Origin of the sequence: Amycolatopsis sp. NPDC049253 (genome assembly GCF_040678995.1) — a bacterium.
In the GTDB taxonomy this organism is placed as follows: domain Bacteria; phylum Actinomycetota; class Actinomycetes; order Mycobacteriales; family Pseudonocardiaceae; genus Amycolatopsis.
In genome coordinates, this window is record NZ_JBFAQX010000004.1 from 429073 (window position 1) to 453092 (window position 24020).

A 24020-nucleotide genomic window follows, 5' to 3' on the forward strand; every position below is an offset into this window, starting at 1 on the left:
ACCTTGGTCCAGCTCCGCCGGCGCGATCTCGTGTGGTGTGCTTCCAGCGGAGCCAGAGCCAGGTCAATCCCTTCGGTTGCGCAGGTAGTCGCCGACCACGGCGGCGCCGAGGCCGTCCAGGTCAGGGGCCACCACGCGGCCGCCGGAGCGGCGAGCGATGGTGTCCACGAACGCTTCGAGCCGTGGGTCCTCCCCGAGGCGGAAGACCGTGACCGAGGCGCCCATCTTGGCGATCCGGTCCACTTCGGACAGTGTCTTGTAGATAGTGCGCGGGTCCGGCGGGTAGTCGAACACCGCTTCACCGTCGGGTTCGAGGTGGGCGGTCGGCTCGCCGTCGGTGACCATCAGCACCACGGGCTGCGCGTCGGGGTGGCGGCGCAGGTGCTGGCCGGCCAGCAGCAGCGCGTGGTGGGCGTTGGTGCCCTGCTCCCACGTGCCCTCCAGGCCCACCAGCTCCGGCAGGTCCACCTTCATCGCGTAGCGGCCGAAGGTGATCAGCTGCAGCGCGTCGTTGCGGAAGCGGGTGCTGATCAGCTGGTGCAGCGCGAGCGCGGTGCGCTTCATCGGCAGCCAGCGGTCCTCCTGCACCATCGACCACGACGTGTCCACCAGCAGCGCCACGGCCGCGCGCGAGCGGTGTTCGGTCTCGATGACCTCCACGTCCTCGACGTCGAGCGTCACCGCGCGCGAGCCGAGCGACGTCGAGCGCAGCACCGCGTTGCGGACCGTGCGCGGCACGTCCCACGGCTGCATGTCCCCGAACCGCCACGGGCGGCTCGAGCCCGTGGGCTCACCCGCGGCACCGGCGGACTCGGTCTCCCGCTCACCGGTCTTGCCACGCAGCGAATTGACCACATCGGACAGTGCCGTCTCGCCCAGGCGCCGCAACGCCTTGGGCGACAGGCGGAGCGTGCCGTCGGCCGCGCGTTCGAACAGGCCCTGCCGGCGCAGCTCACGCTCCAGTTCGGACAGTCGCCGCGCGTCGACACCGGCATCGGGCCCCAGCTGGCGCTGCAGCGCGTCCATGTCGATGTCCTCGAGCCGCGCGCCCGGGTAGGCCTGGCCCAGCTGCTCGGCCAGCCCGTCGAGCTCCGCGAGGTCCTGCATCGCCTGCGCGCCCTCGCCGAGGCCCAGCGGGTCCTGGCCGCGGAAGCGCTCCGAGCCCGCCCAGTCCTCACCCGGCCGCAGCGCCTGCAGCGCCGCGTCCAAAGCGGACAGCTGCTGCGCGATGCGCGGGTCGCCGAAGGCCTGCTGCGACAGCTCCGCCAGCTCGGCACGCTGCTCGGCCGACATCGAGTTCAGCATCCGCTGCGCGGCGGCCGCGCGCGAGGCCAGCGCGTCGATCAGCTCCTCGACGTTGCGCGGGTTCTCCGGGAAGAACTCGCCGTGGCGGTTCATGAACTCCGCGAACCGCTCGTCGATGTCGTCGGCGCCTTGCGCGTGGGCCTGCAGCAGCGCATTGAGGTCGGACAGCATCTGGTTGACCTGCTCGACGTCCTCCGGCCCGGCGTTCTGCAGCGCCTGCTTCATGCCCTGGAACCGCGCGTCGAGCGCCTCGCGGCCGAGCAGGTCGCGGATCTGCTCGTACTTCTGCCGTCCTTCGGACGAGCGCCAGTCGTACTCGCTCAGCTCGCGCACGGCCGCGGCGGTGCCCGGCGGGAGGGCGTCGAGCTGCGCCTCGCGGAAGCGCGCCTCGTCGTCCGGGTCCGGGAACAGCTCGCGGCGCTCGGCGGTCAGCGCCTCGCTCAGCAGCTGCTGCACCTCCTGCAGCGTGCCGTCGAGCCGGTGGCGGCGCTGGATCTCCGAACGGCGCTGCCACAGCCGCCGCGTGAGCTCGTCGAGCCCCGACGTGCGCTCGGTGCCGCGGCGCAGCAGCTCCTCCAGCGCCGAGCGCGGCGACGCGCCGGCCATCACGTCGCGGCCGATCTCGTCGAGCGCGTCGCGCAGGTCCGCCGGCGGCGCCAGCGGATCCGGCCCGTCGTGCCACGGGCCGTAGGAGTACCCCTCCGGAATGAGCGGCATTACTGGCCGTACACCGTGGTGTTCTCGTCGGAGTCCTTCGCCAGCCGCCTGGCGAGGAACAGCGACTCCAGTGCCAGCTCCACCGCGGCCGCGATGCGACCGGCCGGCTCGTCGGAGGACACCCCGGCACGCTGGGCGACCTCGTGCAGCACCGGCAGCTCCGGCAGGGCGGCGAGCACGTCCCGGGCCGGCACGCGCTCGCCGGTGGCCACGAGGTGGCCGTCGGCGACGGCGTCGGACAGCGGACGCAGGTCCAGCCCGGCGAAGCGCTCCCGCGCGGTTTCGGCCACGGCCCGGCGCATCAGGTGCACGAGGTGCTCGACCTCGCGGCCCTCCTCGCCCGGTTCGAACTCGATCTTGCCGCGCAGCACGGCGGGCACCGCTTCGAGGTCGACCGGCCGCGCGACGGCCGGGTCCTCCCCCGTGAGCGCCGAACGGCGCAGCGCCGCGGCGGCGACGGTTTCGGCGGCGGCCACGGCGAAGCGGGCCGACACGCCGGACCGCTGGTCGATCACCGGCGACTCGCGCAGGTTGCGCACGAACCGGGCCAGCACCTCCAGCAGCGGCTCGCCGACCTCGGCCACGAGGTGCGCCTCCTGGCGCACCACGGCGACTTCGGCGTCGACGTCGAGCGGGTAGTGCGTGCGGATCTCCGCGCCGAAGCGGTCCTTCAGCGGCGTGATGATGCGGCCGCGGTTGGTGTAGTCCTCCGGGTTCGCGGTGGCGACGAGCAGCACGTCCAGCGGCAGCCGCAACGTGTAGCCGCGGACCTGGATGTCGCGCTCCTCCATCACGTTGAGCAGCGCGACCTGGATGCGCTCGGCGAGGTCGGGCAGCTCGTTGATCGCCACGATGCCGCGGTGGGCGCGCGGGACGAGCCCGAAGTGGATCGTCTCCGGGTCACCGAGGCTGCGGCCCTCGGCCACCTTCACCGGGTCGACGTCGCCGATGAGGTCACCGACGGACGTGTCCGGCGTCGCGAGCTTCTCGGTGTAGCGCTCGCTGCGGTGGCGCCACGCCACGGGCAGGTCGTCGCCGAGCTCCGCCGCGCGGCGGATCGAGGCGGGGGTGATGGGGTCGAGGGGGTGCTCACCGAGCTCGGAGCCCTCGATGACGGGGGTCCACTCGTCGAGCAGGCCGGCGAGGGTGCGCAGCAGGCGGGTCTTGCCCTGGCCTCGTTCGCCGAGCAGGACGACGTCGTGGCCGGCGAGCAGCGCGCGCTCGAGCTGCGGCAGGACAGTGCGGGAGAAACCGACGATGCCGGGCCACGCGTCGCGGCCTTCACGGAGCGCGGTCAGCAGGTTGTCGTGGATCTCCTGCGCGATGGGGCGCGGGGTGTACGCGGCGGCGCGGAGCTCGCCCGCGGTACGGGGAAGTGAGTCTGGGACAACGGTCACCGCATCGACGCTACTTACCGTTTCGGCCTACGTCGACGTGGAGCGACTCCAGCGTGGGCGATCGTCCACGAAGTGCGGGCTACCGGTAAAATAGGGCGTCGTGTGCCGTCCCAGTGCGACCCTCGCCGTCTGGTCCTCCGCGTGGCTCAACGGAGCCGCGGCTTCCGACGATGTGCTCGACGCCCTCGCTGCCTGGGGCGAAGCGCACGATGTCGTCGCGGCCGACGCCCCCGCCGCCGAAGCCTTCGAGCTCCCGCTGGCGTTCCACCGCGCCGCCACTCCGGTCCAGCTCCTCATGGCGCTGCGCGCGCAGGGCGTGAAGATGGCCCAGCTCGTGCTCCCCGTGCCCGGCGACGTCCGCGGTCTCGGCGGAGGCGGCCCGTTCGCCGAAGCGGCATTGCGGTGCGGTGACGCGGTGGTGCTGACCGAGCTCGGCTTCGGCCTCGTGCCGGAGCCGATCGCGGAAGGCCTGATGCGCTGGACGGTCTACTCGGTGCCCACCCCGGTTCCGCTGGAGTACCAGTCGCTGCCCGACGCCGAACACGGCCTCACGGACGCGATCCGCGCCAGCGCGGGTGCGTTGCAGGCGCTGGACGTGGCGAGCGACCGCCCCGGCGTGCGCGCCGAGCTCTCAGCTCACCTGCGGTCCCGGCCGCAGGTCGACTGGCCGGCCGGCACGCCCGCGCGGGCGCTGCGCGTGCTGCAGCGCGCGGAGGAGATTTCGGCGATCCTGGCCATCGCGCGCACCGACGACCCGGGTGGCGCGCTGTCCGCCTCGGCGGCGAGCCGGCGGGCCGAAGCGTTGCGGCCGTTGTCGGATGCGGTGCGCACGGCTCGGACCGCGTCGGTCAACGAAACGGTGCGAGTGTTCGCGGAGCAGGCCGACCGGCAGCCGTGAGCTTCTCGGCGCTCAGCTGACGGCGAACACGCCCGCGTCGGCCTCAGCCGAGAGCGAACAGGGCACTTTTGCCCGCGTTGCCCGGTTTCCCGGACGACGCGGGCTCTTCTCGGTTCAGCGGGCGGGACGCTTGGCGGGCTCGCAGCACCCGACCGAGCAGGGCGCGCCGTTGACCGAGCAGCCGTCCGTCGGGAAGGGCGAGAGCTTGCGGGCCGGGGCGCCGGAAACGTGCTCCCGCACCAGTTCCACCACCAGCTCGGCGAACCGCGGGTCCACGTCGGGCGTCGCGGCTCGGGCGAAGGCCATGCCGTGTTCGGCGGCGCGCTCGGCGGCTTCGTTGTCGAGGTCCCAGATCACCTCGAGGTGATCCGAGACGAAGCCGATCGGGCTGACCACCACGGACTCGACGCCCTGCTCGTGCAGCGCGTCGAGGTGGTCGACGATGTCCGGCTCCAGCCACGGCACCTGCGGCGGCCCCGACCGCGACTGCCAGACCACGTCGTACTCCGCGATGCCCGCCTCGGCGGCCACGAGCCGCGCGGCTTCGGCGATCTGGCGGGAGTAGCGCCGGCCCCCTTCGGCGGGCGGGCCGGAGGCGGCGTCGGCGCTCAGCGGCACGGAGTGCGCGGTGAAAACCGTGCGCGTGCCGGCCCGGTCGCCGAGGCGCGTGTGAGCGGCGCGCACCGCGTCGGCGATCGCGGAGACGAACAGCGGGTGGTCGAAGAACTGGCGCAGCTTCACGATCTCCGGCGCCTCGGGGCCCACGGCTTCACGGGCGCGCAGGATGTCCTCGTCGTACTGCCGGCACGCGGAGTAACCGCCGTAGGCGCTGGTGGGGAACGCGAGCACGCGCTGCACGCCATCGGCCTTCATCCGCGCCACGGTGTCCTCCACCATGGGCTGCCAGTTGCGGTTGCCGAAGTACACCGGCAGGTCGATCCCCTCGGCCGCGAGCCGCTTCCCGACTGCCGCGATGGCCGCGCGGTTGAGCCGGTTGATCGGCGACACCCCGCCGAAGTGCTGGTAGTGCTCGGCGACCTCGAGCAGCCGCTCGCGCGGCACCCCGCGGCCCCGGGTGACGTTCTCCAGGAACGGCATCACCTCGTCGGGCCCCTCCGGGCCGCCGAACGAAAGCCATAACAACGCGTCGTAACCCACGGTGTCCATCTTGCCCCTGTGGCGGCGCCCACGACGGAGCGGGCTCATTGTGTACTGACCTATCCAAAACCTGGCACGGTGTCGTCATGCCCAGGCCACGCGAGTTCGACGAGACCGAAGCCCTCGAAGGCGCCATGAACGCCTTCTGGGCCCGCGGCTACGAGGCGACCTCGACGCAGGACCTCTGCGCCGCCACCGGACTCGGCCGCAGCAGCGTGTACAACACCTTCACCAGCAAGGAAATCCTGTTCCGGCGCGCGCTCGAGCACTACATCCGGCTCGGCGTCCGCAACCGGGCCGCCGTGCTGGAAGAGGCCGACGACGGCCTCGACGCGATCCACCGGCTGCTGACATCGGTGATCGACGACGAGCTCACCCACGGCCGCCGCGGCTGCCTGGTGGTGAACACCGTCGCCGAGTTCGGCACCGCCGACCCCGAGATCACGGCGCGCGTGGAGGCCGACACCGCCGCACACCTCGCGTCCCTCGCCGAGTGCGCCCGCCTCGGCCAGGCCGACGGCAGCATCACCCGCGACCGGGAGCCGCGCGACATCGCGGAGTTCGTGCACAGCACGGTGAGCGGACTTCGGCTGATGTCGCGCCGCGGCGCGGAACTCCCGGCCATGACGGCAGTGGCCGACATCGCCGTCGCCGCACTCGCCCGCCGCTGACCCCGCCCACCGCAACCCGCCGCCCACCCCGGCATCAGTGCCGAGGCAGCACGAACCAGTTTTGTACCAATCACTCCAAAAGGAGAGACGAACCGTGCCCTTGGCCGTCTTCGTGCTCGGGCTCAGCATCTTCGCCCTCGGCACCTCGGAGTTCATGATCACCGGGCTGCTGCCCGGGATGGCGGCCGACCTCGGCGTCAGCATCCCCGACGCCGGCCTGCTCATCTCGGCGTTCGCGGTCGGGATGGTGGTCGGCGCGCCGCTGCTGGCCGTCGGCACGCTCAAGCTGCCCCGCCGCACGACCCTGCTCGCGCTGCTGGTGGTGTTCGCCGGCTCGCACGTCATCGGCGCGCTCGCCCCGGGTTACGGCGTGCTCTTCGCGACCCGCATCGTGAGCGCCCTGGCCTGCGCGGGGTTCTGGGCCGTCGCCGCGGCGACCACCGTTTCACTCGTCCCCGTGGCCCGCCGCGGCCGTGCGCTCGCCGTGCTCGTCGGCGGCCTGACGCTGGCGAACATCGCGGGCGTCCCCGCCGGCACCGTCCTCGGCCAGCACGCCGGCTGGCGCACCGCGTTCTGGGCGGTCGCCGCGCTGACCGTGGTGGCCGTCGCCGGCGTCCTCGCGTTCGTGCCGCGCACGGTCTCCGACTCCTCCGCCCTGCGGGTGCGGACCGAACTGCGGGTCTTCCGCAACGGACGCGTCTGGCTGGCGCTGGGCGTGATCGCGCTGACGCAGGCCATGGTCTTCGCGACGTTCAGCTACCTCGCTCCGTTGCTCACGTCGGCCGACGGCCTGCCGTCCTCGGCGGTCCCGCTCGTCTTGGTGCTCTTCGGCGTCGGCGCGGTGATCGGCATCCTCGCGGGCGGCAAGCTCGCCGACGCCCACCCGTTCTCGACGCTCTACGGCAGCCTGGGGCTGGCCGTCGCCGCGCTGATCGCGCTCGCGGTCACCTCGGACGCCGTGGTCGCCGTCGTCGCGGTCCTGGTGCTCGGCGCCGCGGCGTTCGCGGCCAACCCGGCCCTCAACGTCCGCGCGTACTCGGTCGCGGGCGGATCGTCCACATTGGTCGGCGCGAGCACCACGTCGGGCTTCAACGTCGGCAACACCGCGGGTCCGTGGGCCGGCGGCGTCGCGATCAACGCGGGTCTCGGCTTCCCGAGCGTCGCGTGGGTGAGCGTCGGGCTCGGCGGGCTCGCGCTGGCCGCCCTCACGTTCGCCCTGCGTCTGCAGCGTTCCGACGACGCCCGCCGCCCGGCTCGCTCCCCCGAAGAGCCGGTGGTCCAACCGGTCGCACCGTGAAACGGCGAACGGCTCCCGCGACAACTTCGCGGGAGCCGTTCGCCGTAAGGGAAAGAACTCAGATGCCGAGCGCGTGCACGCCGCCGTCGACCATGATCATCGAGCCGGTGGTGGCGGGCAGCCAGTCCGACAGCGCGACGCAGACCGTCTTGGCCGTCGGGTCCGGGTCGGAGCTGTCCCAGCCGAGCGGGGCGCGGTCGTTCCAGCCGTCTTCGAGCTCGTTGAAGCCCGGGATCGACTTCGCGGCCATCGTCTTCATCGGGCCGGCGCTGACCAGGTTCACGCGGATGCCGCGCGGACCGAGGTCCCGCGCGAGGTAGCGGTTCACCGACTCCAGGGCCGCCTTCGCGACGCCCATCCAGTTGTAGGCGGGCCAGGCCACGCGCGCGTCGAAGTCCATGCCGACGATCGACGAGCCGCGCGAGAGCAGCGGCAGCGTCGCCACGGCCAGCGACTTGAACGAGAACGCCGACACGTCCACGGCGATCTTCACGTCGTCGCTCGGCGCGTCCAGGAACGGCGCGCCCAGGCAGGTCTGCGGGGCGAAGCCGATCGAGTGCAGCACCCCGTCGAGGCCGTCGACGTGCTCACGCACGCGGTCGGCGAGCGTGTCGAGGTGCTCCTGGTTGGTCACGTCGAGCTCGAGCACCGGCGCCGGCTTCGGGAGGCGCTTGGCGATCGTCTTCACCAGCGAGAGCCGGCCGAAGCCGGTGAGCACGACCTCAGCGCCCTCCTGCTGCGCGATCTTGGCCGCGTGGAACGCGAGCGAGGCGTCGGTGATGACGCCGGTGATCAGCAGCCGCTTGCCTTCGAGCAGTCCGGGCAAGGGTTCCTCCAGTCTTGGGTGATGTCGCTTGTGGTGGTCGCGGTGGTCGGGAAGGTCAGTGGCCGAGGCCGAGGCCGCCGTCGACCGGCAGCACCGCGCCGTTGACGTAGGCGGCGTCGTCGGAGGCGAGGTAGCGCACGGCCGCGGCGATCTCGGCCGGCTCGGCGTAACGGCCGGTGGGCACGTTGGCGAGGATCTCCTTCTTGCGGTCCTCGCCGAGCGCGTCGGTCATGTCGGTGCGCACGAAGCCGGGCGCGATCACGTTGGACGTGATGTTGCGCGAGCCGAGCTCCCGCGCGAGCGAGCGCGAGAAGCCCACGAGCCCGGCCTTCGACGCGGCGTAGTTCGCCTGGCCCGCCGAGCCCGAGAGGCCGACGACCGACGAGATGAAGATGAACCGGCCCCAGCGGGCGCGCAGCATGCCGCGCGACGCGCGCTTGGCGACCCGGAACGCGCCGGTGAGGTTCGCGTTCACCACACGCTCGAACTGCTCCTCGCTCATGCGCATCAGGAGCGTGTCGTCGGTGAGCCCGGCGTTGGACACGAGCACCTCGACGGGGCCTTGGTGCTCCTCGACCAGCTTGAACGCGGCGTCGATCTGCTCGGCGTCCGTGACGTCCGCTTCGACCCCGAAGAGCCCTTCCGGCGCGCCGGAGCCGCGGTGGGTGACGGCCACCTGGTGGCCCTGCTCGGCGAGGTCCCGGGCGATCGCCAGACCGATACCCCGGTTGCCGCCGGTGACCAAGACCGACCGTCCCACTGCACGTCTCCCTCTGCTCGGTGTCCCTGTCGCGAACGCGTGGGGACGAGGCTATCGGCCGCGCGCGGCGTCGCCGCACCCGGCGCCACCTCCGCGTCCGGGCCGGGCGCGGAAGTCCAGAGCGGAGGTTAGGGCGCGGCGCGCCGGTCCGTTTGCGCAGACCAGAGGGTTCCTACAAACCGGGGGAAGGCCGGGCGTGCGATCCGCACAAAACGTGATCAGGATCGCCGGTCCCCCGGCCCCGCAAGACGGCCGGAACTCGCCTAAGGACAGGTAAGGAACGGCGCCGCGACCTTGCCGCGCGCGTACCCCGGTGGTCACCGTGAGTCGCGACACAGGAGGTCAAGGATGACTACCCGGATCCCCACCCCGGTGACCCGCGAGGTCGAGCGCCGAGTCGTCGGCAACGTGCTGCGCGGCTCCATCGGCAACCTCGTCGAGTGGTACGACTGGTACGCCTACTCGGCGTTCACGATCTATTTCGCCAAAGCGTTCTTCCCCGGCGGCGACGCGACGGCCCAGTTCCTCAACACCGCGGCCGTGTTCGCCGTGGGGTTCCTGATGCGCCCGCTGGGCGGCTGGCTGCTCGGGCGCTTCGCCGACCGGTTCGGGCGCCGCAGCGCGCTCGTGCTCTCGGTTTCCATGATGGCGTTCGGCTCGCTGCTCATCGCGGCGACGCCGGGTTACGCGGCCATCGGCGTCGCGGCGCCGATCCTGCTCGTGCTCGCACGGCTGCTGCAGGGTCTTTCGGTGGGCGGCGAGTACTCGACGTCGGCGACGTATCTGTCCGAAGTGGCCACTCCCGGCAAGCGCGGTTTCTACTCCAGCTTCCAGTACGTGACCCTCGTCGGCGGGCAGCTGCTCGCGCTCGGGCTGCAGCTGATCCTGCAGAGCCTTCTCACCGAGGCGCAGATGGGCGACTGGGGCTGGCGGATCGCGTTCGTGGTCGGCGCCGTCGCGGCCGTGGTCGTGATGGCGTTGCGGCGCACCATGGACGAGTCGGCGAGCTACGAGCGCGTGGCCGCGGAATCGGGATCCGGCAAGCAGGCCGGCGAACGCGGCACGCTGCGCACGCTCGTGAAGTACCCCAAGGAGATCGCGCTCGTCGTCGGCCTCACGCTCGGCGGCACGGTCGCGTTCTACACCTACGCGACCTACACGCAGAAGTTCCTCGAGAACACCGCCGACATCCCGCGCCGAACGGTGACGTGGATCCTCTTCATCGCGCTGCTGGTGTTCGCGCTGCTGCAGCCGGTGGCCGGGCGGCTGTCGGACCGGATCGGCCGGCGCAAGCTGCTGATGTTCTTCGGCATCGCGGGCACCGTGCTCACCGTCCCGATCATGACCACCATGGCGCACACGAAACAGCCCGTGCTCGCGTTCCTGCTGCTGCTCGGCGCGCTCGTGATCGTCACGGGCTACACGTCCATCAACGCGATCGTGAAGGCCGAGCTGTTCCCCACCCGGATCCGCGCGCTCGGCGTCGGTCTGCCGTACGCGCTGACGGTCGCGATCTTCGGCGGCACGGCGGAGCTCATCGCCCAGGCGCTGAAGAAGGCGGGGCACGAGTCCCTGTTCTTCTGGTACGTCGCGGGCTGCATCCTCGTCTCGCTCGTCGTGTACGGGACAATGCGCGAAACGTCGCGTTCGTCCGCACTGGAGCAGGACGAAGACTGAGCGGGAGGACGGCCGTGCGCGTGCTGCTCGTGGAGGACGACACCGGGGTCGCCGGTGCGCTCGCCGAGACGCTGCACGCGCGCGGCCACACCGTGACCAGCGTCGGCCGCGGTGCCGACGCGCTGCACCGGCACCGTGAGGCCGATCTGCTGCTGCTCGACCTCGGCCTGCCGGACCTCGACGGGCTCGACGTGCTGCGCAAGATCCGCCAGGTCTCCGCCGTGCCCGTGATCGTGCTGACCGCCCGCGGCGACGAGCGGTCCATCGTCCGCGGGCTGCGCCTGGGTGCCGACGACTACCTCACGAAACCCGTGCGCCTGGCCGAACTGCTCGCGCGGATGGACGCCGTCGTGCGCCGGGCGGGCGTGCGCGACACCCCGGCCGACGACGCCGTGGTGCGGCTCGAAGACGTCGAGATCGACCTCGGTGCGCGCCGCGTCCTGGTGGCGGGCCGGGACATCGGGCTGACGACGAAGGAGTTCGCGGTGCTGGCCGTGCTCGCCGCGCGGCCCGGCACCGCCGTGAGCCGCCAGCAGCTGATGGACGAGGTGTGGGGCGACGCGTACCTGGCGATCTCCCGATCGCTCGACGTCCACATGACACAGCTGCGCGCCAAGCTCGACCGCCCTGGCCTGCTCATCACGATCCGCGGCTTCGGCTACCGGCTGGGCCGGGGCTGAGCGGTGCGCACCCGCCTGCTCGTCGTGCTGGTCGCGCTCGCGCTGCTCGTGGTGGCCGCGTTCGCCGTGCCGCTGCTGGCGAGCACGGCCGAGCAGCGCACGCAGCAGCTGGTGATCTCCCGCAGCAGCGACGTCGACCGGTTCGGCGTGCTGGCGCAGCAGGCGGTCGACGCGCACGACCCGGCGGCGCTCGACGCCGAGGCCGAGCGGTACTCGGCGCTCTACGGCGAGGCCGTGGTGGTCGTCGACGCGCAGCGCGCCCCGCTGGTGCAGACGGGCGGGCTCACGGCAGCGGCACCGGCGGTCCGCGCGCTCGTGGAGGCGACCATGCGCAACGAGCCGGCGCCGCGCGCCGAGCGGCTGAGCCCGTGGTCGGCCGGGCCGATGCTGTTCGCACGCCCGGTGGGATCGGGCACGCGGGTGGCCGGGGTGGTGGTGCTGCGCGCTTCCGTGGCCGCGGCGGCGGCCGACGTCGCCGCCCGCTGGAGCGCGATCGCGGCCGGGGCGCTGCTCGTGGCCGCCGTGTTCGTGCTGCTGGCGGTGCTGCTGGCCCGGTGGATGGTGCGGCCGCTGCTGGAGCTGGAGACGGGCGTGCTGGCCGTCGCGGGCGGCCACCGCGCGCAGGTGCCGGAGAGCTCCGGGCCGCGCGAGCTGCGGTCGCTGGCGGCTTCGGTGAACCGCATGTCCGACGCCGTGGCCGAGGCCGCGGACCAGCAGCACCGGCTCGTCGCGGACACCTCCCACCAGCTGCGCAACCCGATGGCCGCGCTGCGGCTGCGCGTCGACTCGCTCGCGTCGGCCGAGGCGAACGAGCCGGCGTACCGGGCGATCGTCGCGGAGGTCGAACGCCTCGAACGCATCCTCGACGGCCTGCTCGCGCTCGCCACCGCGGAGTCCGCCGCCACCCGCATCGCCGCCGGCACGGACGACGAACCCGCCGACCTCGCCGCCGTGATCGCCGAGCGCGTCGACGCCTGGCGGCCCGCCGCCGACGACGCCGGTGCCACCCTGCTCCCCTGTCCCGGGCACGACGAACCCGTGCTCGTGTACACCCCCGAGGGCGAGCTCGCGCAGATCCTCGACGTGCTCCTCGACAACGCCGTCCACCACGCCGGCCGCGGCGCCACCATCTCGGCCGCGTGGGAAGCCGCGCCGGGCGCCGCCACCCTCGTCGTCACCGACGACGGCCCCGGTCTGCCTGCCGCCGACCTCGCCCGCGCGACGGACCGCTTCTGGCGCGCCGGCGGCGACGGCGCACCCCGCGGTACGGGTCTCGGTCTCGCCATCGCGCGCGAGCAGACCCGGGCCCGCGGCGGCACGCTCGAACTGCGGGCCAACGCGCCGCACGGGCTGCAGGTCCGCGTCACGCTGCCGGCGGTGACGCCGTGACGATCACCCGCCGCACCGCGTTGCTCGGCGGCCTCGGTCTCGCCCTCGCCGGGTGCTCGCCCGCGTACCGCGGCCCCGAGCGGTCCGTCACGATCGCCGCCGGGGAGCAGGGCGGGTTCTACCTGGCGTTCGCGGAGGTGCTCGCCGCCGAGGTGAGCCGGGCGGAGCCGCGGCTGCACTGCGTGGCCGTGGCGACCGAGGCGAGTGTCGTGAACGTCGAGCGGGTGCGCGACGGAACGGCCGATCTGGGGCTGGTGCTCGCGGACGTCGCGCAGTCGGCGCTCGCGGGCCGGGCGCCGTTCCCCGCGCCGGTCCCGTTGCGGGCACTGGGCCGGGTGTACGAGAACTACCTGCAGCTGGTCGTGCGCGCGGACGACGGTCTCGCACAGCTGCGCGACCTGGCCGGACGTCCGGTGTCCGTCGGCGCGGGCGGGTCGGGCGCCGCGCAGCTGGGCGAGCGCGTGTTCGCCGCGGCCGGGGTGTCCGTGGTGGCTCAGCACCTGCCGCTGGCGGACGCCATCGCCGCGCTGGCGAGCCACCGCATCGACGCGCTCCTGTGGTCGGGCGGCCTCCCCACCCCCGCGCTCGCCGAGCTCAACCGCACGACACCGCTGGCCCTGCTGCCGCTCGCGGCCGTGATCCCCGCGTTGCGCGCGCGGCACGGCCCGGTCTACGAACAGGTCCAGGTGCCCGCCGGCGCGTACGCGGGAGTCGGGGCGCCCGCGACGATCGGCGTGGCGAACCTGCTCGTCTGCGCCCCGCGGCTGCCCTCGGACGTCGCCGCGGCGGTGGTGCGGGTGCTGGCCGGGCGCGCGGCCGATCTGGTGCCGGCGCAGGCCGTCGGGACGCAGTTCCTCGACGTGCGCACTCTCATCGGCACCCAGCCCGTGCCGCTGCACCCCGGCGCGGCCGACACCTACCGGGCGCTCCACGGCTGAGCGGCGCTCGCTAGATTGGTCGCGTGACCCCATCGCGTCGACCGCTCGTCGAGATGCCCTTGCGCGTGCGCTACCACGAGTGCGACGGCCAGGGGATCGTCTTCAACGCCCACTACCAGTCCTACGTCGACATGGCCTCGTTCGAGGTGGTGAAGGCGCTGTTCGGCTCGTACGACGCGTTCCTGGCCACGGGCACCGACATGGTGGTCGCCGAGGCCAACCTCCGCTACCGCGCCCCGTGCCGCTACGACGACGACCTCGTCGTGGCGGTGTTCCTCGCGCACCTCGGGACCACGTCGATCGTCTACGAGTCGGAAATCCGCCGCGGCGGCAAGCTCACCACCGAGGCGAAGGTCCGCTACGTGCTCGTCGATCCCGAGACTCTGCGCAAGCAGGCGATCCCCGCCGCGGTGCGCGACGTCTACGCGGCCCACCTGCCCGTCCCCACCGCTCCCTGACGTTCCCGAGGTCCGCCGTGTTCCGCGTGCTCTTCTACCACCCCGAGATCCCGCCGAACACCGGCAACGCGATCCGCCTCGCCGCCAACACCGGCTGCGAGCTGCACCTGGTCGAGCCGCTGGGGTTCACGCTCGAGGACAAGCAGCTGCGCCGCGCCGGGCTCGACTACCACGACCTCGCGCGCGTCCGCGTGCACGCCGATCTCGCCGCCGCGTGGCGAGCGCTGTTGCCGGCCAAGGTCTACGCGTTCAGCGCCAAGGCCACGCGCCTCTACACCGACGTGGCCTACGAACCCGGCGACGTGCTGATGTTCGGCCCCGAGTCCGCCGGCCTGCCCGACGCCGTGCAGCACGCGGCCGAGATCACCGACCGGGTGCGGCTGCCGATGCTGCCCACGAGCCGCTCGCTCAACCTGGCCAACACCGCGGCCATCACGATCTACGAAGCCTGGCGGCAGAACGGTTTCGGTCTGCCGCCAGGCTGAAGCGTGCTACGGGAGTCTCTGGCCGATCAGCAACGCGGCCGCCGCCCCGATCATCAGCACCAGGGTGCCGATCACGACCCACGGTTTGCTCGCGTCGGCGTTCTTGAGCTCGTAGCCGATCTGCTCGCCGAGGTCGGCGTAGACCTTCTTCAGCTCGTCGGCGCTGGCGGCTTTGTAGAAGTCGCCGCCGGACAGCCGCGCGATCTCCTTCAGGGAGTCGTCGTCGACCCGCACGTCCTGCGGTTTACCCTCGATGTCGACCGAACCGTGCGTGGTGCCGAACGAGATCGACGAGATCGGCATCTGCGCCTGCTTCGCCGCCTGCGCCGCGGTGTACGCGCCGCGCGGGGCGTAGAGATCCTCCGGCACGGTCTGCTTGCCGTCGCTCATCAGCACGATGCGCGCGGGCGGCGGCCCGTCGGCGCCGCCGACCACGGCCGAGAAGCTCTCGATCGACTGCATGGCCGCGAAAATGCCTTCACCGGTCGCGGTGGACTGGGCGAGCTTCAGGTTGTCGATCGCCTTCACCACCCCGGCGCGATCGGTGGTCGGGTTGACCAGCACGGTCGCGGTGCCGGCGAAGGAGATCAGCCCCAGGTTCACGCCCGGGGTCATGTTCTCGGCGAACTGCTTGGCCGCGTCCTGCGCCGCCTTCAGCCGGTTGGGCGCGACGTCGGTGGCCTCCATCGAGAGCGACACGTCGATCACCAGCACGACGGTGGCCCGGTTGCGCGGCACCTTCTGCTCGGCCGTCGGCCCGGCCAGCGCCACCGTGAGCACCAGCAGCGAGAACACGATCAGCACCGCGGGCAGGTGCCGGATCCAGCCCTGCGTCTTCGGTGCGACCTTGTCCAGCAGCTCCAGGTTCGCGAACCGCATCACCCGCTTGCGCCGCGCCCGCTGGGCGAGCACGTAGGCGACGGCCACGGCCGCCACCAGGATCAGCAGCAGGAACCACCACGGCGAGGTGAAACCCGTCAGGCTCATGCGACACCGCCCGACCAGCGGCGCTTGCGCGCGACCACGAACCGCACCATGTCGGCGATCCAGTCGGAGTCGGTGCGCAGCACCAGGTGCGCCGCACCCGCCCGGCGCAGCCCGGCCGCGACGTCCTGCCGATGGGCGTGCGCCGCGGCGCCGAACTCCTTGCGCAGCAAGGCGGAAGCGTGCACTTCGCGCTGTTTCCCTGTCTCCGGGTCGGCCAGGACGACGGTGCCCACGTCGGGCAGGTCCACGTCGCGCGGGTCGAGGACTTCGATGGCGATGAGCTCGTGGTGCCCGCCGAGCGCGCGCAGCGGCCGCTGCCAGTCGGTGGGGCCCAGGAAGTCCGAGATCACCACACCCAGGCCGCGCCGACGGGGCGGACGGCGAAGCTGCTCCAAGGCGTCGGCGAGATCGCCCCGGACGCCTTCGGGTGCCCGGGGGGTCTCGGCGAGCCGCCGGATCAGGCCGCGCGCGTGGGCCAGCCCGCCGCGCGCGGGGATGCGGTTCACGCCCTGGCCGTTGGACACCAGCGCGCCGATGCGGTTGCCGCCCCCGCCGGTGAGGTGGGCGACGGCGGCCGTCGCGCACACCACCAGATCGCGCTTCTCGCACAGCGCGGTGCCGAAGTCGAGGCTCGCGGACATGTCGGCGACCACCCACGTTTCCAGCTCGCGGTCGGCCACCGTCTCGCGGATGTGCGGCGTGGTCGTGCGGGCCGTGACGGCCCAGTCCATCCGCCGCACGTCGTCGCCCGGCTGGTACGGCCGGGCCTCGCCCGGCTCGGAGCCGGGACCCGGCACGAGGCCGAGGTGGTTGCCCTGCAGCAGGCCGTCGAGCCGGCGGCGGACGTCGAGCTCCAGCGTGCGCAGCCCCGCCTCCAGGCGGTCGCCGCGCAGCACCGGGGGCGCCCACCCGGGACGCTGGTCCTTCTGCGCCTTCCCTGCCACGCCGACTACCTGACGGGCGCGCCCGCCGGCACCGGCCCGGTCCCGCCCTGCGGCCGGGCCGAGACCTGCGGCAGGGGCACCGTCTGCAGCACGCGGGTGATGATGTGGTCCACGGGCACGCCGTCGGCCAGCGCGTCGTAGGACAGGACGAGGCGGTGCCGCAGCACGTCGGGCACCACGTCGACGACGTCCTGCGGCAGCACGTAGTCGCGGCCGCGCACCAGCGCGAGCGCGCGGGCGGCGGCGATGATGCCGAGACTCGCGCGCGGCGACGCACCGTAGGAGACCCAGCCCGCGACGTCGGCGAGGCCGTGGTCGTTGGGCGTGCGGGTGGTGAGCACCAGGCGCACCACGTAGTCGACCAGCGCGTGGTGCACGAACACCTGCGACGCGACGCCCTGCAGGCGCACCAGCTCGCTGGGGCTGAGGACCTCGTGGGGCACCGGCGGCGTGACGCCCATCCGGTAGATGATCTCGCGCTCTTCCTCGGCCGTGGGGTACTCGACCACGATCTTGAACAGGAAGCGGTCGCGCTGCGCCTCGGGCAGCGGGTACACGCCCTCGTTCTCGATCGGGTTCTGCGTGGCGAGCACGAGGAACGGGTCGGGCATCGGGAAGGTCTGGCCGCCGATCGACACGTGCCGCTCGGCCATCACCTCCAGCATCGCCGACTGCACCTTCGCGGGCGCGCGGTTGATCTCGTCGGCGAGGACGAAGTTGGCCACGACCGGGCCGAGCTCCACGTCGAAGCGCTCGGCGCCCTGGCGGTAGATGCGCGTGCCGAGGATGTCGGCCGGCACGAGGTCGGGCGTGAACTGCACCCGGGAGAACGACCCGCCGACCACCCGCGCGAAGGTCTCCACGGCCAGCGTCTTCGCGACACCGGGCACGCCTTCCAGCAGCAGGTGCCCCTTGGCCAGCAACCCGACGAGCATGCGCTCCACCAGCCGGTCCTGGCCGACGATGATGCGCTTGACCTCGAACACGGTGCGTTCCAGCAACTGGGCGTCCCGCGCCGGCGTGCCGGGCTGCTGCCCGTTCCCGCCCTCGGCGTAGCCGGGCTCGGTCACTCTGCCTCCTGTGGTTCTGCGTTCTCCGGGCTCGCCCGCGACCGTACTGCTTCCCCGTGGTCGTAGTCCGCGCGGCACGCTGGCCCGTCAGAGTAGCCAAGCGCATCAGCGGTGTGACAGCTGTGAAGACGGTGTCAGCGGCGTCGGCGCAGGTCGCCCAGCGTGCCGAGATCGTCGCTTTTGCCCGGTTCGACCGGCGGTCCGGTGCACCCCGCAGCCTCTCCCCTGGCCGCGTCGACGTGCGCGGCCAGGCGGTCCACAGTGGACTCTTCAGCGACGGGCGGGTCCCAGCGGCGTCCACCACCCGCGGTCTGTCCACACCGGACACCGGACGCCGGCCGAGCGGCACCACCGGCGAACACGATCCCCGGATCGCCCGCCCACGCTAGCGTCGCCCCATGACCGACCCCCTCCTGGCCGCCTACGACGCCGAAGTCCGCACCGCCGAGCTGACCACCGCGGAACCGGGCACGACCCTGGACCGCGACACCCCCGTCACCCGCATCCTCGGCGCCCGGCGCGGTTTCGTGGTGGGCCCGCCGGACCTCGGGGTGACCGGCCCTGCGCTCGACGCCCTCATCCGCCGCCAGGTCCGCTTCTTCGCCTCACGCGGCGAAGCGTTCGAATGGAAAACCCGCGCCTACGACCGCCCCGCCGATCTGCCCGGCCGGCTGATCGCCGCCGGTTTCGCACCGGAGGAAACGGAAACGGTCCTCATCGCCCCGCTGGATGCGATTTCCTCCTCGGCGCCGCCCCCGGCCGACGTCACCATCCGCGAAGCCACCGGCGAGGCCGACCTGCGCCGCATCGCGCACCTCAGCGCCACCGTCTTCGGCAGCGACGAGGCCGCCGTCGCCCGCGACCTGCTCGCCCGCGCCCGCGAAGACCACGGCACGACGGTCCACGTCGTCGCCGAATCCGCCGGCCGCGTCGTCTCCGCGGCCCGCCTGGAACTCCTCGCCGGCACCACCTTCGCCGGCCTCTGGGGCGGCGCCACCCTGCCCGACTTCCGGGGCCGCGGCCTCTACCGCGCGCTCGTCGCGCACCGCGCCGCCACCGCCCGCACCCGCGGCGCCCGCTACCTCCAGGTCGACGCCCTCCCACCGAGCCGCCCGATCCTCCAGCGCCTCGGCTTCACCCCCGTGACCACGACCACGCCGTACGTCTGGACCCCGGCCTAGCCCGGCCCACCGCGGCCTCGACCTCCGCGAGCCAGCCGAGGTACCAGCGGTCGAAGGTCATCCGGCCGCGGCTGTCGGCCTGCGGGCCGATTCCGCCGTCGGAGGCCTCACCGTCGAACCACAGCGCGCCGCGGTCGGGGCCGGTCACCACGAGGAGGTCGTAGTGGCCGCAGCCCTGGTGGCAGAGCGGCAGGGTGCCGTAGGTGTCGGCGTCGTCGCGGGCATCGAGCGAGCGGGACACCTCGGACCATCGCTCCTGCGGGAGCTTCGTTAAGTCCGGCCATTCGGCGTGGTGGAAGAGCTCTCGGTGCGGGAACTCCGCCCGCAGGTCCACGGAGTCGCCACGCCGGTCGCCGGCGGCGAACTCCCAGCTCCGGCCGGACCGGCCGAAGCCCAGCAGCCCGTAACCCGGGCCCGCCCCGCCGGCGCCGACCTCCACGAGGAAGCTCCGGTACGGCTCGGGCAACGGCGCGCCGAACTGCTCCTCGATGCCCTCGACCTCGCGTTCGCTCAAGGCTGGAGCCAGCCGGAACCCGTGTGCGCTCGCGCCGAACACCGAGCACGCGTCGCGCCGCTTCGCCAGCCGCGCCAGCCGGTCGCGGACTCCGTCCCACGTCACGAGGGACGAGCGTACGACCTCAGCCGATCAACCGGGTCGCATACGGCATGATCCCGCCGTACCGTACCGCCGTCACCCGCACGTACGAGCCGGACTGCGGGGCCTCCACCATCTGCCCGCCGCCCAGGTACAGGGCGACGTGGTGGATGCCGCCCGGGCCGCCCCAGAAGAGCATGTCGCCGCGGCGCATCTGGGAGAGGGGAACGCGGCGGCCGGAGGTGTACTGGTAGCCGCTGTAGTGCGGGAGGGCACGGACGCCGGCGAAGGCGTAGATCATCAGGCCGGAGCAGTCGAAGCCGATCTTGCGGTAGTCGCCGTACATGTCGGCGACGCCGCCGTCGTGGATGCCGCGGGTGGGGCCGCTGCCGTTGCCGCCGCCCCAGGCGTACGGGCGGCCCAGCTGCGACAGCGCCCGGGCGATCACGGACTCGATCGACGAGCCCGCCGCGGGCGAAGGCCGGCCGCCGCCCGACGAGGGACGGCCGCCGCCCGAGGAGCCCAGCGCCGCCTGGCGGGCGCGTTCCTCGTCCTCGCGCTGCTTCTGCGCCAGCCAGTCCTGGTAGCGCTGGCGCTGGCCCTGCAGGCCGTTGACCTTCGACTGCGCCGCGTAGAGCTGCTGCTCCACCGAGCTCTTGCTCGCCTGCAGCTGCTGGTTCTGCGATGCCTGGGCCTGCTGCGCCTGCACGGCGTCGGCCTGGGCGGCGTCGGCGCCGCTCTTCGCCTGGCGGGCGGCTTCCTGCTTCTGCTGCGCGACGTCGAGGGCCTTGCGCGCGGCGGCGTCCTTGTTGGACTTGTCCGTCTGCGCCTGCTGCAGGCGGTCGAGCGCGTTGAGCCGAGAGCCGCCGATGGAGTCGAGGATCTGCGCGCGGGCCAGCAGGTCCTTGGGGCTGTCGGAGGTCAGGTACGCCGAGATGGAGCCGACCGTGCTGCCCTGCTCGAAGCTGGCGGCCGCGAACTCCTTGAGGTCCTCGCGCGCCTTCTCGATCGCGCCCGCCGCGGCATCGGCCTCCGTGCGCGCGGACTTCGCGGCGGCCTCGGCCTGGCTCGCGGCGTCCTGCGCCGACTGCAGGTCGACCAGGGCCTTCATGGCCTGTTCCTGCTTCAGCTCGACGTCGTCCTGCAGTGAGCTGAGCCTCTGCTCGGCCTGCGCGAGCTGGTTGGTGAGCTTGCCGACCTCGCCGGCCTTCTCGTTGGCCGCGGCCTTCGACGAGTTCAGCTCGGAGTCGCTCGGGTTGGGCGGGGGTGGCGGTACCGCCAGGCCCGTGCCCGTTGCTCCGAACAGGACCACGAGGGCGAAGGTGCCGACGGTGACGCCACGCCGTACGCCCGGTCTGCCGCCCCGTCCACGCCGGACCACCACGACCAGCCACCTCCCGCTCACCAGCGCCTGCCAGCAGTGATCACACCGCGTGCCACTGCAGTCACACCACTATCACAAGCCTCAGGCGGAACTCACACACCGTAGACACCAATTCCCCTCATCGGGGGACCCCTCGACGTGCGGCGTGTCCGAATGGCCCAGCTCACTCCGCGTGTCGTCTTGAAGTGAATACAGGACACGCGTACTGTTTGAGGCGACGGACGAGAGGTGCCATCCCGATTCCGGTCCTACGGTGGGGGTGCGCAAGACTCGGTCGTGGTCTTCCCGAGGACCGCGAAACACACACCGAACTGACCCGGGGCCCGCACCCGCGACGGCGCGGGTCCCCGCCACTGGAGTTAGACGTGACTGCACCTGCCAGCAAGGACAGCTTCGGCGCCAAAGACACGCTGAAGGTCGGAGACAACTCGTACGAGGTCTTCCGCCTGAACAAGGTCGAGGGCGCCGAGCGCCTGCCGTACAGCCTGAAGATCCTGCTCGAGAACCTGCTGCGCACCGAGGACGGCGCGAACATCACCGCCGACCACATCCGCGCGCTCGGCAGCTGGGACCCCAGCGCCGACCCGTCCATCGAGATCCAGTTCACGCCGGCGCGCGTGATCATGCAGGACTTCACCGGCGTTCCTTGCGTCGTGGACCTCGCGACCATGCGCGAGGCCGTCACCGACCTCGGCGGCGACCCCGACAAGGTGAACCCGCTGGCCCCCGCCGAGCTGGTCATCGACCACTCCGTGATCATCGACGTGTTCGGCCGCGCCGACGCGTTCGAGCGCAACGTCGAGATCGAGTACGAGCGCAACCGCGAGCGTTACCAGTTCCTGCGCTGGGGCCAGGGCGCCTTCGACGAGTTCAAGGTCGTGCCGCCGGGCACCGGCATCGTGCACCAGGTCAACATCGAGCACCTCGCGCGCACGGTCATGGCCCGGGGCGGCCAGGCCTACCCCGACTCCTGCGTCGGCACCGACTCCCACACCACGATGGTCAACGGCCTGGGCGTGCTGGGCTGGGGCGTCGGCGGCATCGAGGCCGAGGCCGCCATGCTGGGCCAGCCGGTGTCGATGCTCATCCCGCGCGTGGTCGGCTTCAAGCTGACCGGCGAGATCCCGACCGGCGTGACCGCCACCGACGTGGTGCTCACGATCACCGAGATGCTGCGCAAGCACGGCGTGGTCAGCAAGTTCGTCGAGTTCTACGGCGAGGGCGTCGCCTCGGTGCCGCTGGCCAACCGCGCCACCATCGGCAACATGAGCCCCGAGTTCGGCTCCACCGCGGCGATCTTCCCGATCGACGACGAGACCATGCGCTACCTCAAGCTCACCGGCCGCTCGGCCGAGCAGGTCGCGCTCGTCGAGGCCTACGCCAAGGAGCAGGGCCTCTGGCACGACGCGTCCCACGAGCCGGTCTACTCCGAGTACATCGAGCTGGACCTGTCGACGGTCGTCCCGTCGATCGCCGGCCCGAAGCGCCCGCAGGACCGCATCGAGCTGTCCGACGCCAAGAACTCGTTCCGCAAGTCGGTGCACGACTACGTGGAGGAGCAGTACCCGGCGCCGCACACCAAGGTCGACGAGACCATCGAGGAGACCTTCCCCGCGAGCGACCCGGCTTCGCTCTCGTTCGCCGACGAGGACGCCGTGCCGGTGCAATCGGCCGCCAACGGCGCGTCGGGCCGTCCGTCGAAGCCGGTCACCGTCAAGTCCGCCGAGCGCGGCGAGTTCGTGCTCGACCACGGTGCCGTGGTGATCGCCTCGATCACCTCGTGCACCAACACCTCGAACCCGTCGGTGATGCTGGGCGCCGCACTGCTCGCCCGCAACGCGGTCGACAAGGGCCTCGCGGTCAAGCCGTGGGTCAAAACGTCGATGGCGCCGGGCTCGCAGGTCGTCACCGACTACTACAACAAGGCCGGCCTGTGGCCGTACCTGGAGAAGCTGGGCTACCACCTGGTCGGCTACGGCTGCACCACCTGCATCGGCAACTCCGGCCCGCTGTCGGACGAGATCTCCGCCGCGATCCAGGAGAACGACCTCACCGCCGTCTCGGTGCTCTCGGGCAACCGGAACTTCGAAGGCCGCATCAACCCCGACGTGAAGATGAACTACCTCGCGTCGCCGCCGCTGGTCATCGCCTACGCCCTGGCCGGCACGATGGACTTCGACTTCGAGCACCAGCCGCTGGGCCAGGACACCGACGGCAACGACGTGTTCCTGAAGGACATCTGGCCGACGCCGCAGGAGATCCAGGAGACCATCGACTCCTCGATCACGCAGGAGATGTTCGCCAAGGACTACGCCGACGTCTTCGACGGCGGCGAGCGCTGGAAGGCGCTGCCCACGCCCGAGGGCAAGACCTTCGAGTGGGACGCCGAGTCCACCTACGTCCGCAAGCCCCCGTACTTCGAGGGCATGCAGGCCGAGCCGGCGCCGGTCACCGACATCTCCGGCGCGCGCGTGCTGGCGAAGCTGGGCGACTCGGTCACCACCGACCACATCTCCCCCGCCGGCGCGATCAAGGCCGACACCCCGGCCGGCAAGTACCTCAGCGAGCACGGCATCGAGCGCAAGGACTTCAACTCCTACGGCTCGCGCCGCGGCAACCACGAGGTCATGATCCGCGGCACCTTCGCGAACATCCGGCTGCGCAACCAGCTGCTGGACGACGTGCAGGGCGGCTACACCCGCGACTTCACCCAGGACGGCGCCCCGCAGGCGTTCATCTACGACGCGGCCCAGAACTACGCCGCGCAGGGCACCCCGCTGGTCGTGCTGGGCGGCAAGGAGTACGGCTCGGGCTCGTCGCGTGACTGGGCGGCCAAGGGCACCTCGCTGCTGGGCGTGCGCGCGGTGATCACCGAGTCGTTCGAGCGCATCCACCGCTCGAACCTCATCGGCATGGGCGTCATCCCGCTGCAGTTCCCGGCCGGCGAGTCGGCCGCGTCGCTGAAGCTGGACGGCACGGAGACCTTCGACATCTCCGGCATCACCAAGCTCAACGACGGCGAGACCCCGCGCACGGTGCACGTCACCGCCACCAAGGAAGACGGCACCAAGGTGGAGTTCGACGCCGACGTCCGCATCGACACCCCGGGCGAGGCCGACTACTACCGCAACGGCGGCATCCTGCAGTACGTGCTGCGCAAGATGACCAACGCCTGATCCACCTGGTCAGAACACACGCGAAGG

The 24020-nt window shown here is 72.2% G+C and carries 21 protein-coding genes; 11 read left to right on the plus strand and 10 right to left on the minus strand.

Annotated features, from left to right (window positions below):
- Positions 1–63: 63 nt before the first annotated feature.
- Both AB0K15_RS12570 and AB0K15_RS12575 read right to left on the minus strand, forming a co-directional pair.
- The gene (locus AB0K15_RS12570; protein ID WP_364048778.1) at positions 64–2022 is read right to left on the minus strand and encodes a VWA domain-containing protein; all 1959 of its coding nucleotides are present in this window, start codon (positions 2020–2022) and stop codon (positions 64–66) included.
- Positions 2022–3419, minus strand: coding sequence for an ATP-binding protein (locus AB0K15_RS12575; protein WP_364048780.1), 1398 nt, complete (start codon positions 3417–3419; stop codon positions 2022–2024). The genes AB0K15_RS12570 and AB0K15_RS12575 overlap by 1 nt, the downstream gene beginning before the upstream one ends.
- A gap of 100 nt (positions 3420–3519) precedes the next feature.
- Between AB0K15_RS12575 and AB0K15_RS12580 the strand changes: the two genes are divergently transcribed.
- Positions 3520–4317 carry a hypothetical protein gene (locus tag AB0K15_RS12580; RefSeq protein WP_364048782.1) on the plus strand — a complete coding sequence of 266 codons (798 nt, stop codon included), beginning with the start codon at positions 3520–3522 and terminating at the stop codon, positions 4315–4317.
- 114 nt (positions 4318–4431) lie between these two features.
- On the opposite strand, the gene AB0K15_RS12585 is transcribed toward AB0K15_RS12580, so the two are convergent.
- Complete coding sequence (locus tag AB0K15_RS12585) at positions 4432–5475, minus strand: ferrochelatase (protein WP_364049003.1); 1044 nt, start codon at positions 5473–5475, stop codon at positions 4432–4434.
- An 86-nt stretch (positions 5476–5561) separates the two neighbouring features.
- On the opposite strand from AB0K15_RS12585, the gene AB0K15_RS12590 reads away from it, so the two are divergent.
- Both AB0K15_RS12590 and AB0K15_RS12595 read left to right on the plus strand, forming a co-directional pair.
- Positions 5562–6146: a TetR family transcriptional regulator gene (locus AB0K15_RS12590; protein WP_364048784.1), complete on the plus strand. Its 585-nt coding sequence runs from the start codon at positions 5562–5564 to the stop codon at positions 6144–6146.
- Positions 6147–6240: 94 nt separating this feature from the next.
- Entirely contained in the window at positions 6241–7443 is a 1203-nt protein-coding gene (locus AB0K15_RS12595; protein WP_364048786.1) for a Cmx/CmrA family chloramphenicol efflux MFS transporter, read from the plus strand.
- A gap of 58 nt (positions 7444–7501) precedes the next feature.
- Here AB0K15_RS12595 and fabI read toward each other — a convergent pair whose 3' ends face one another.
- Positions 7502–8269 carry an enoyl-ACP reductase FabI gene (gene fabI / locus AB0K15_RS12600; protein ID WP_364048788.1) on the minus strand — a complete coding sequence of 256 codons (768 nt, stop codon included), beginning with the start codon at positions 8267–8269 and terminating at the stop codon, positions 7502–7504.
- Positions 8270–8324: 55 nt separating this feature from the next.
- Entirely contained in the window at positions 8325–9029 is a 705-nt protein-coding gene (locus tag AB0K15_RS12605; RefSeq protein ID WP_285966883.1) for a beta-ketoacyl-ACP reductase, read from the minus strand.
- A 348-nt stretch (positions 9030–9377) separates the two neighbouring features.
- On the opposite strand from AB0K15_RS12605, the gene AB0K15_RS12610 reads away from it, so the two are divergent.
- Genes AB0K15_RS12610 through AB0K15_RS12635 form a run of 6 tightly spaced genes read left to right on the plus strand, consistent with a single transcriptional unit; the run spans position 9378 to position 14656 of the window.
- Positions 9378–10706 (plus strand): MFS transporter, encoded by a 1329-nt coding sequence (locus AB0K15_RS12610; RefSeq protein WP_364048790.1) that lies wholly within the window; start codon positions 9378–9380, stop codon positions 10704–10706.
- Between the two features lie 14 nt (positions 10707–10720).
- Positions 10721–11386 (plus strand): response regulator transcription factor, encoded by a 666-nt coding sequence (locus AB0K15_RS12615; protein ID WP_364048792.1) that lies wholly within the window; start codon positions 10721–10723, stop codon positions 11384–11386.
- A gap of 3 nt (positions 11387–11389) precedes the next feature.
- Positions 11390–12775, plus strand: coding sequence for a HAMP domain-containing sensor histidine kinase (locus AB0K15_RS12620; protein ID WP_364048794.1), 1386 nt, complete (start codon positions 11390–11392; stop codon positions 12773–12775).
- On the plus strand, positions 12772–13713 hold the full coding sequence (locus tag AB0K15_RS12625; RefSeq protein ID WP_364048796.1) for a TAXI family TRAP transporter solute-binding subunit: 942 nt from the start codon (positions 12772–12774) through the stop codon (positions 13711–13713). Before AB0K15_RS12620 ends, AB0K15_RS12625 begins: the two co-directional genes overlap by 4 nt.
- A gap of 23 nt (positions 13714–13736) precedes the next feature.
- Positions 13737–14171 (plus strand): thioesterase family protein, encoded by a 435-nt coding sequence (locus tag AB0K15_RS12630; RefSeq protein ID WP_364048798.1) that lies wholly within the window; start codon positions 13737–13739, stop codon positions 14169–14171.
- Between the two features lie 17 nt (positions 14172–14188).
- A complete protein-coding gene (locus tag AB0K15_RS12635; RefSeq protein WP_364048800.1) occupies positions 14189–14656 on the plus strand; it encodes a tRNA (cytidine(34)-2'-O)-methyltransferase in 468 nt (155 codons plus the stop codon).
- Positions 14657–14662: 6 nt separating this feature from the next.
- On the opposite strand, the gene AB0K15_RS12640 is transcribed toward AB0K15_RS12635, so the two are convergent.
- The 3 genes from AB0K15_RS12640 to AB0K15_RS12650 are packed head-to-tail and all read right to left on the minus strand — an operon-like array spanning position 14663 to position 17657.
- Positions 14663–15643: a VWA domain-containing protein gene (locus AB0K15_RS12640; protein WP_360601613.1), complete on the minus strand. Its 981-nt coding sequence runs from the start codon at positions 15641–15643 to the stop codon at positions 14663–14665.
- Positions 15640–16587 carry a DUF58 domain-containing protein gene (locus AB0K15_RS12645; protein ID WP_354884708.1) on the minus strand — a complete coding sequence of 316 codons (948 nt, stop codon included), beginning with the start codon at positions 16585–16587 and terminating at the stop codon, positions 15640–15642. Before AB0K15_RS12645 ends, AB0K15_RS12640 begins: the two co-directional genes overlap by 4 nt.
- 5 nt (positions 16588–16592) lie before the next feature.
- Entirely contained in the window at positions 16593–17657 is a 1065-nt protein-coding gene (locus AB0K15_RS12650; RefSeq protein ID WP_360601617.1) for a MoxR family ATPase, read from the minus strand.
- Positions 17658–18055: 398 nt separating this feature from the next.
- On the opposite strand from AB0K15_RS12650, the gene AB0K15_RS12655 reads away from it, so the two are divergent.
- Complete coding sequence (locus AB0K15_RS12655; protein ID WP_364048803.1) at positions 18056–18838, plus strand: GNAT family N-acetyltransferase; 783 nt, start codon at positions 18056–18058, stop codon at positions 18836–18838.
- On the opposite strand, the gene AB0K15_RS12660 is transcribed toward AB0K15_RS12655, so the two are convergent.
- Both AB0K15_RS12660 and AB0K15_RS12665 read right to left on the minus strand, forming a co-directional pair.
- Positions 18792–19457 (minus strand): SMI1/KNR4 family protein, encoded by a 666-nt coding sequence (locus tag AB0K15_RS12660; protein WP_364048805.1) that lies wholly within the window; start codon positions 19455–19457, stop codon positions 18792–18794. The two genes, AB0K15_RS12655 and AB0K15_RS12660, sit on opposite strands and share 47 nt — an antisense overlap.
- A gap of 19 nt (positions 19458–19476) precedes the next feature.
- Complete coding sequence (locus tag AB0K15_RS12665; RefSeq protein ID WP_364048807.1) at positions 19477–20745, minus strand: NlpC/P60 family protein; 1269 nt, start codon at positions 20743–20745, stop codon at positions 19477–19479.
- A 437-nt stretch (positions 20746–21182) separates the two neighbouring features.
- On the opposite strand from AB0K15_RS12665, the gene acnA reads away from it, so the two are divergent.
- Positions 21183–23993 carry an aconitate hydratase AcnA gene (acnA, locus tag AB0K15_RS12670; RefSeq protein WP_364048809.1) on the plus strand — a complete coding sequence of 937 codons (2811 nt, stop codon included), beginning with the start codon at positions 21183–21185 and terminating at the stop codon, positions 23991–23993.
- Positions 23994–24020 lie beyond the last annotated feature (27 nt).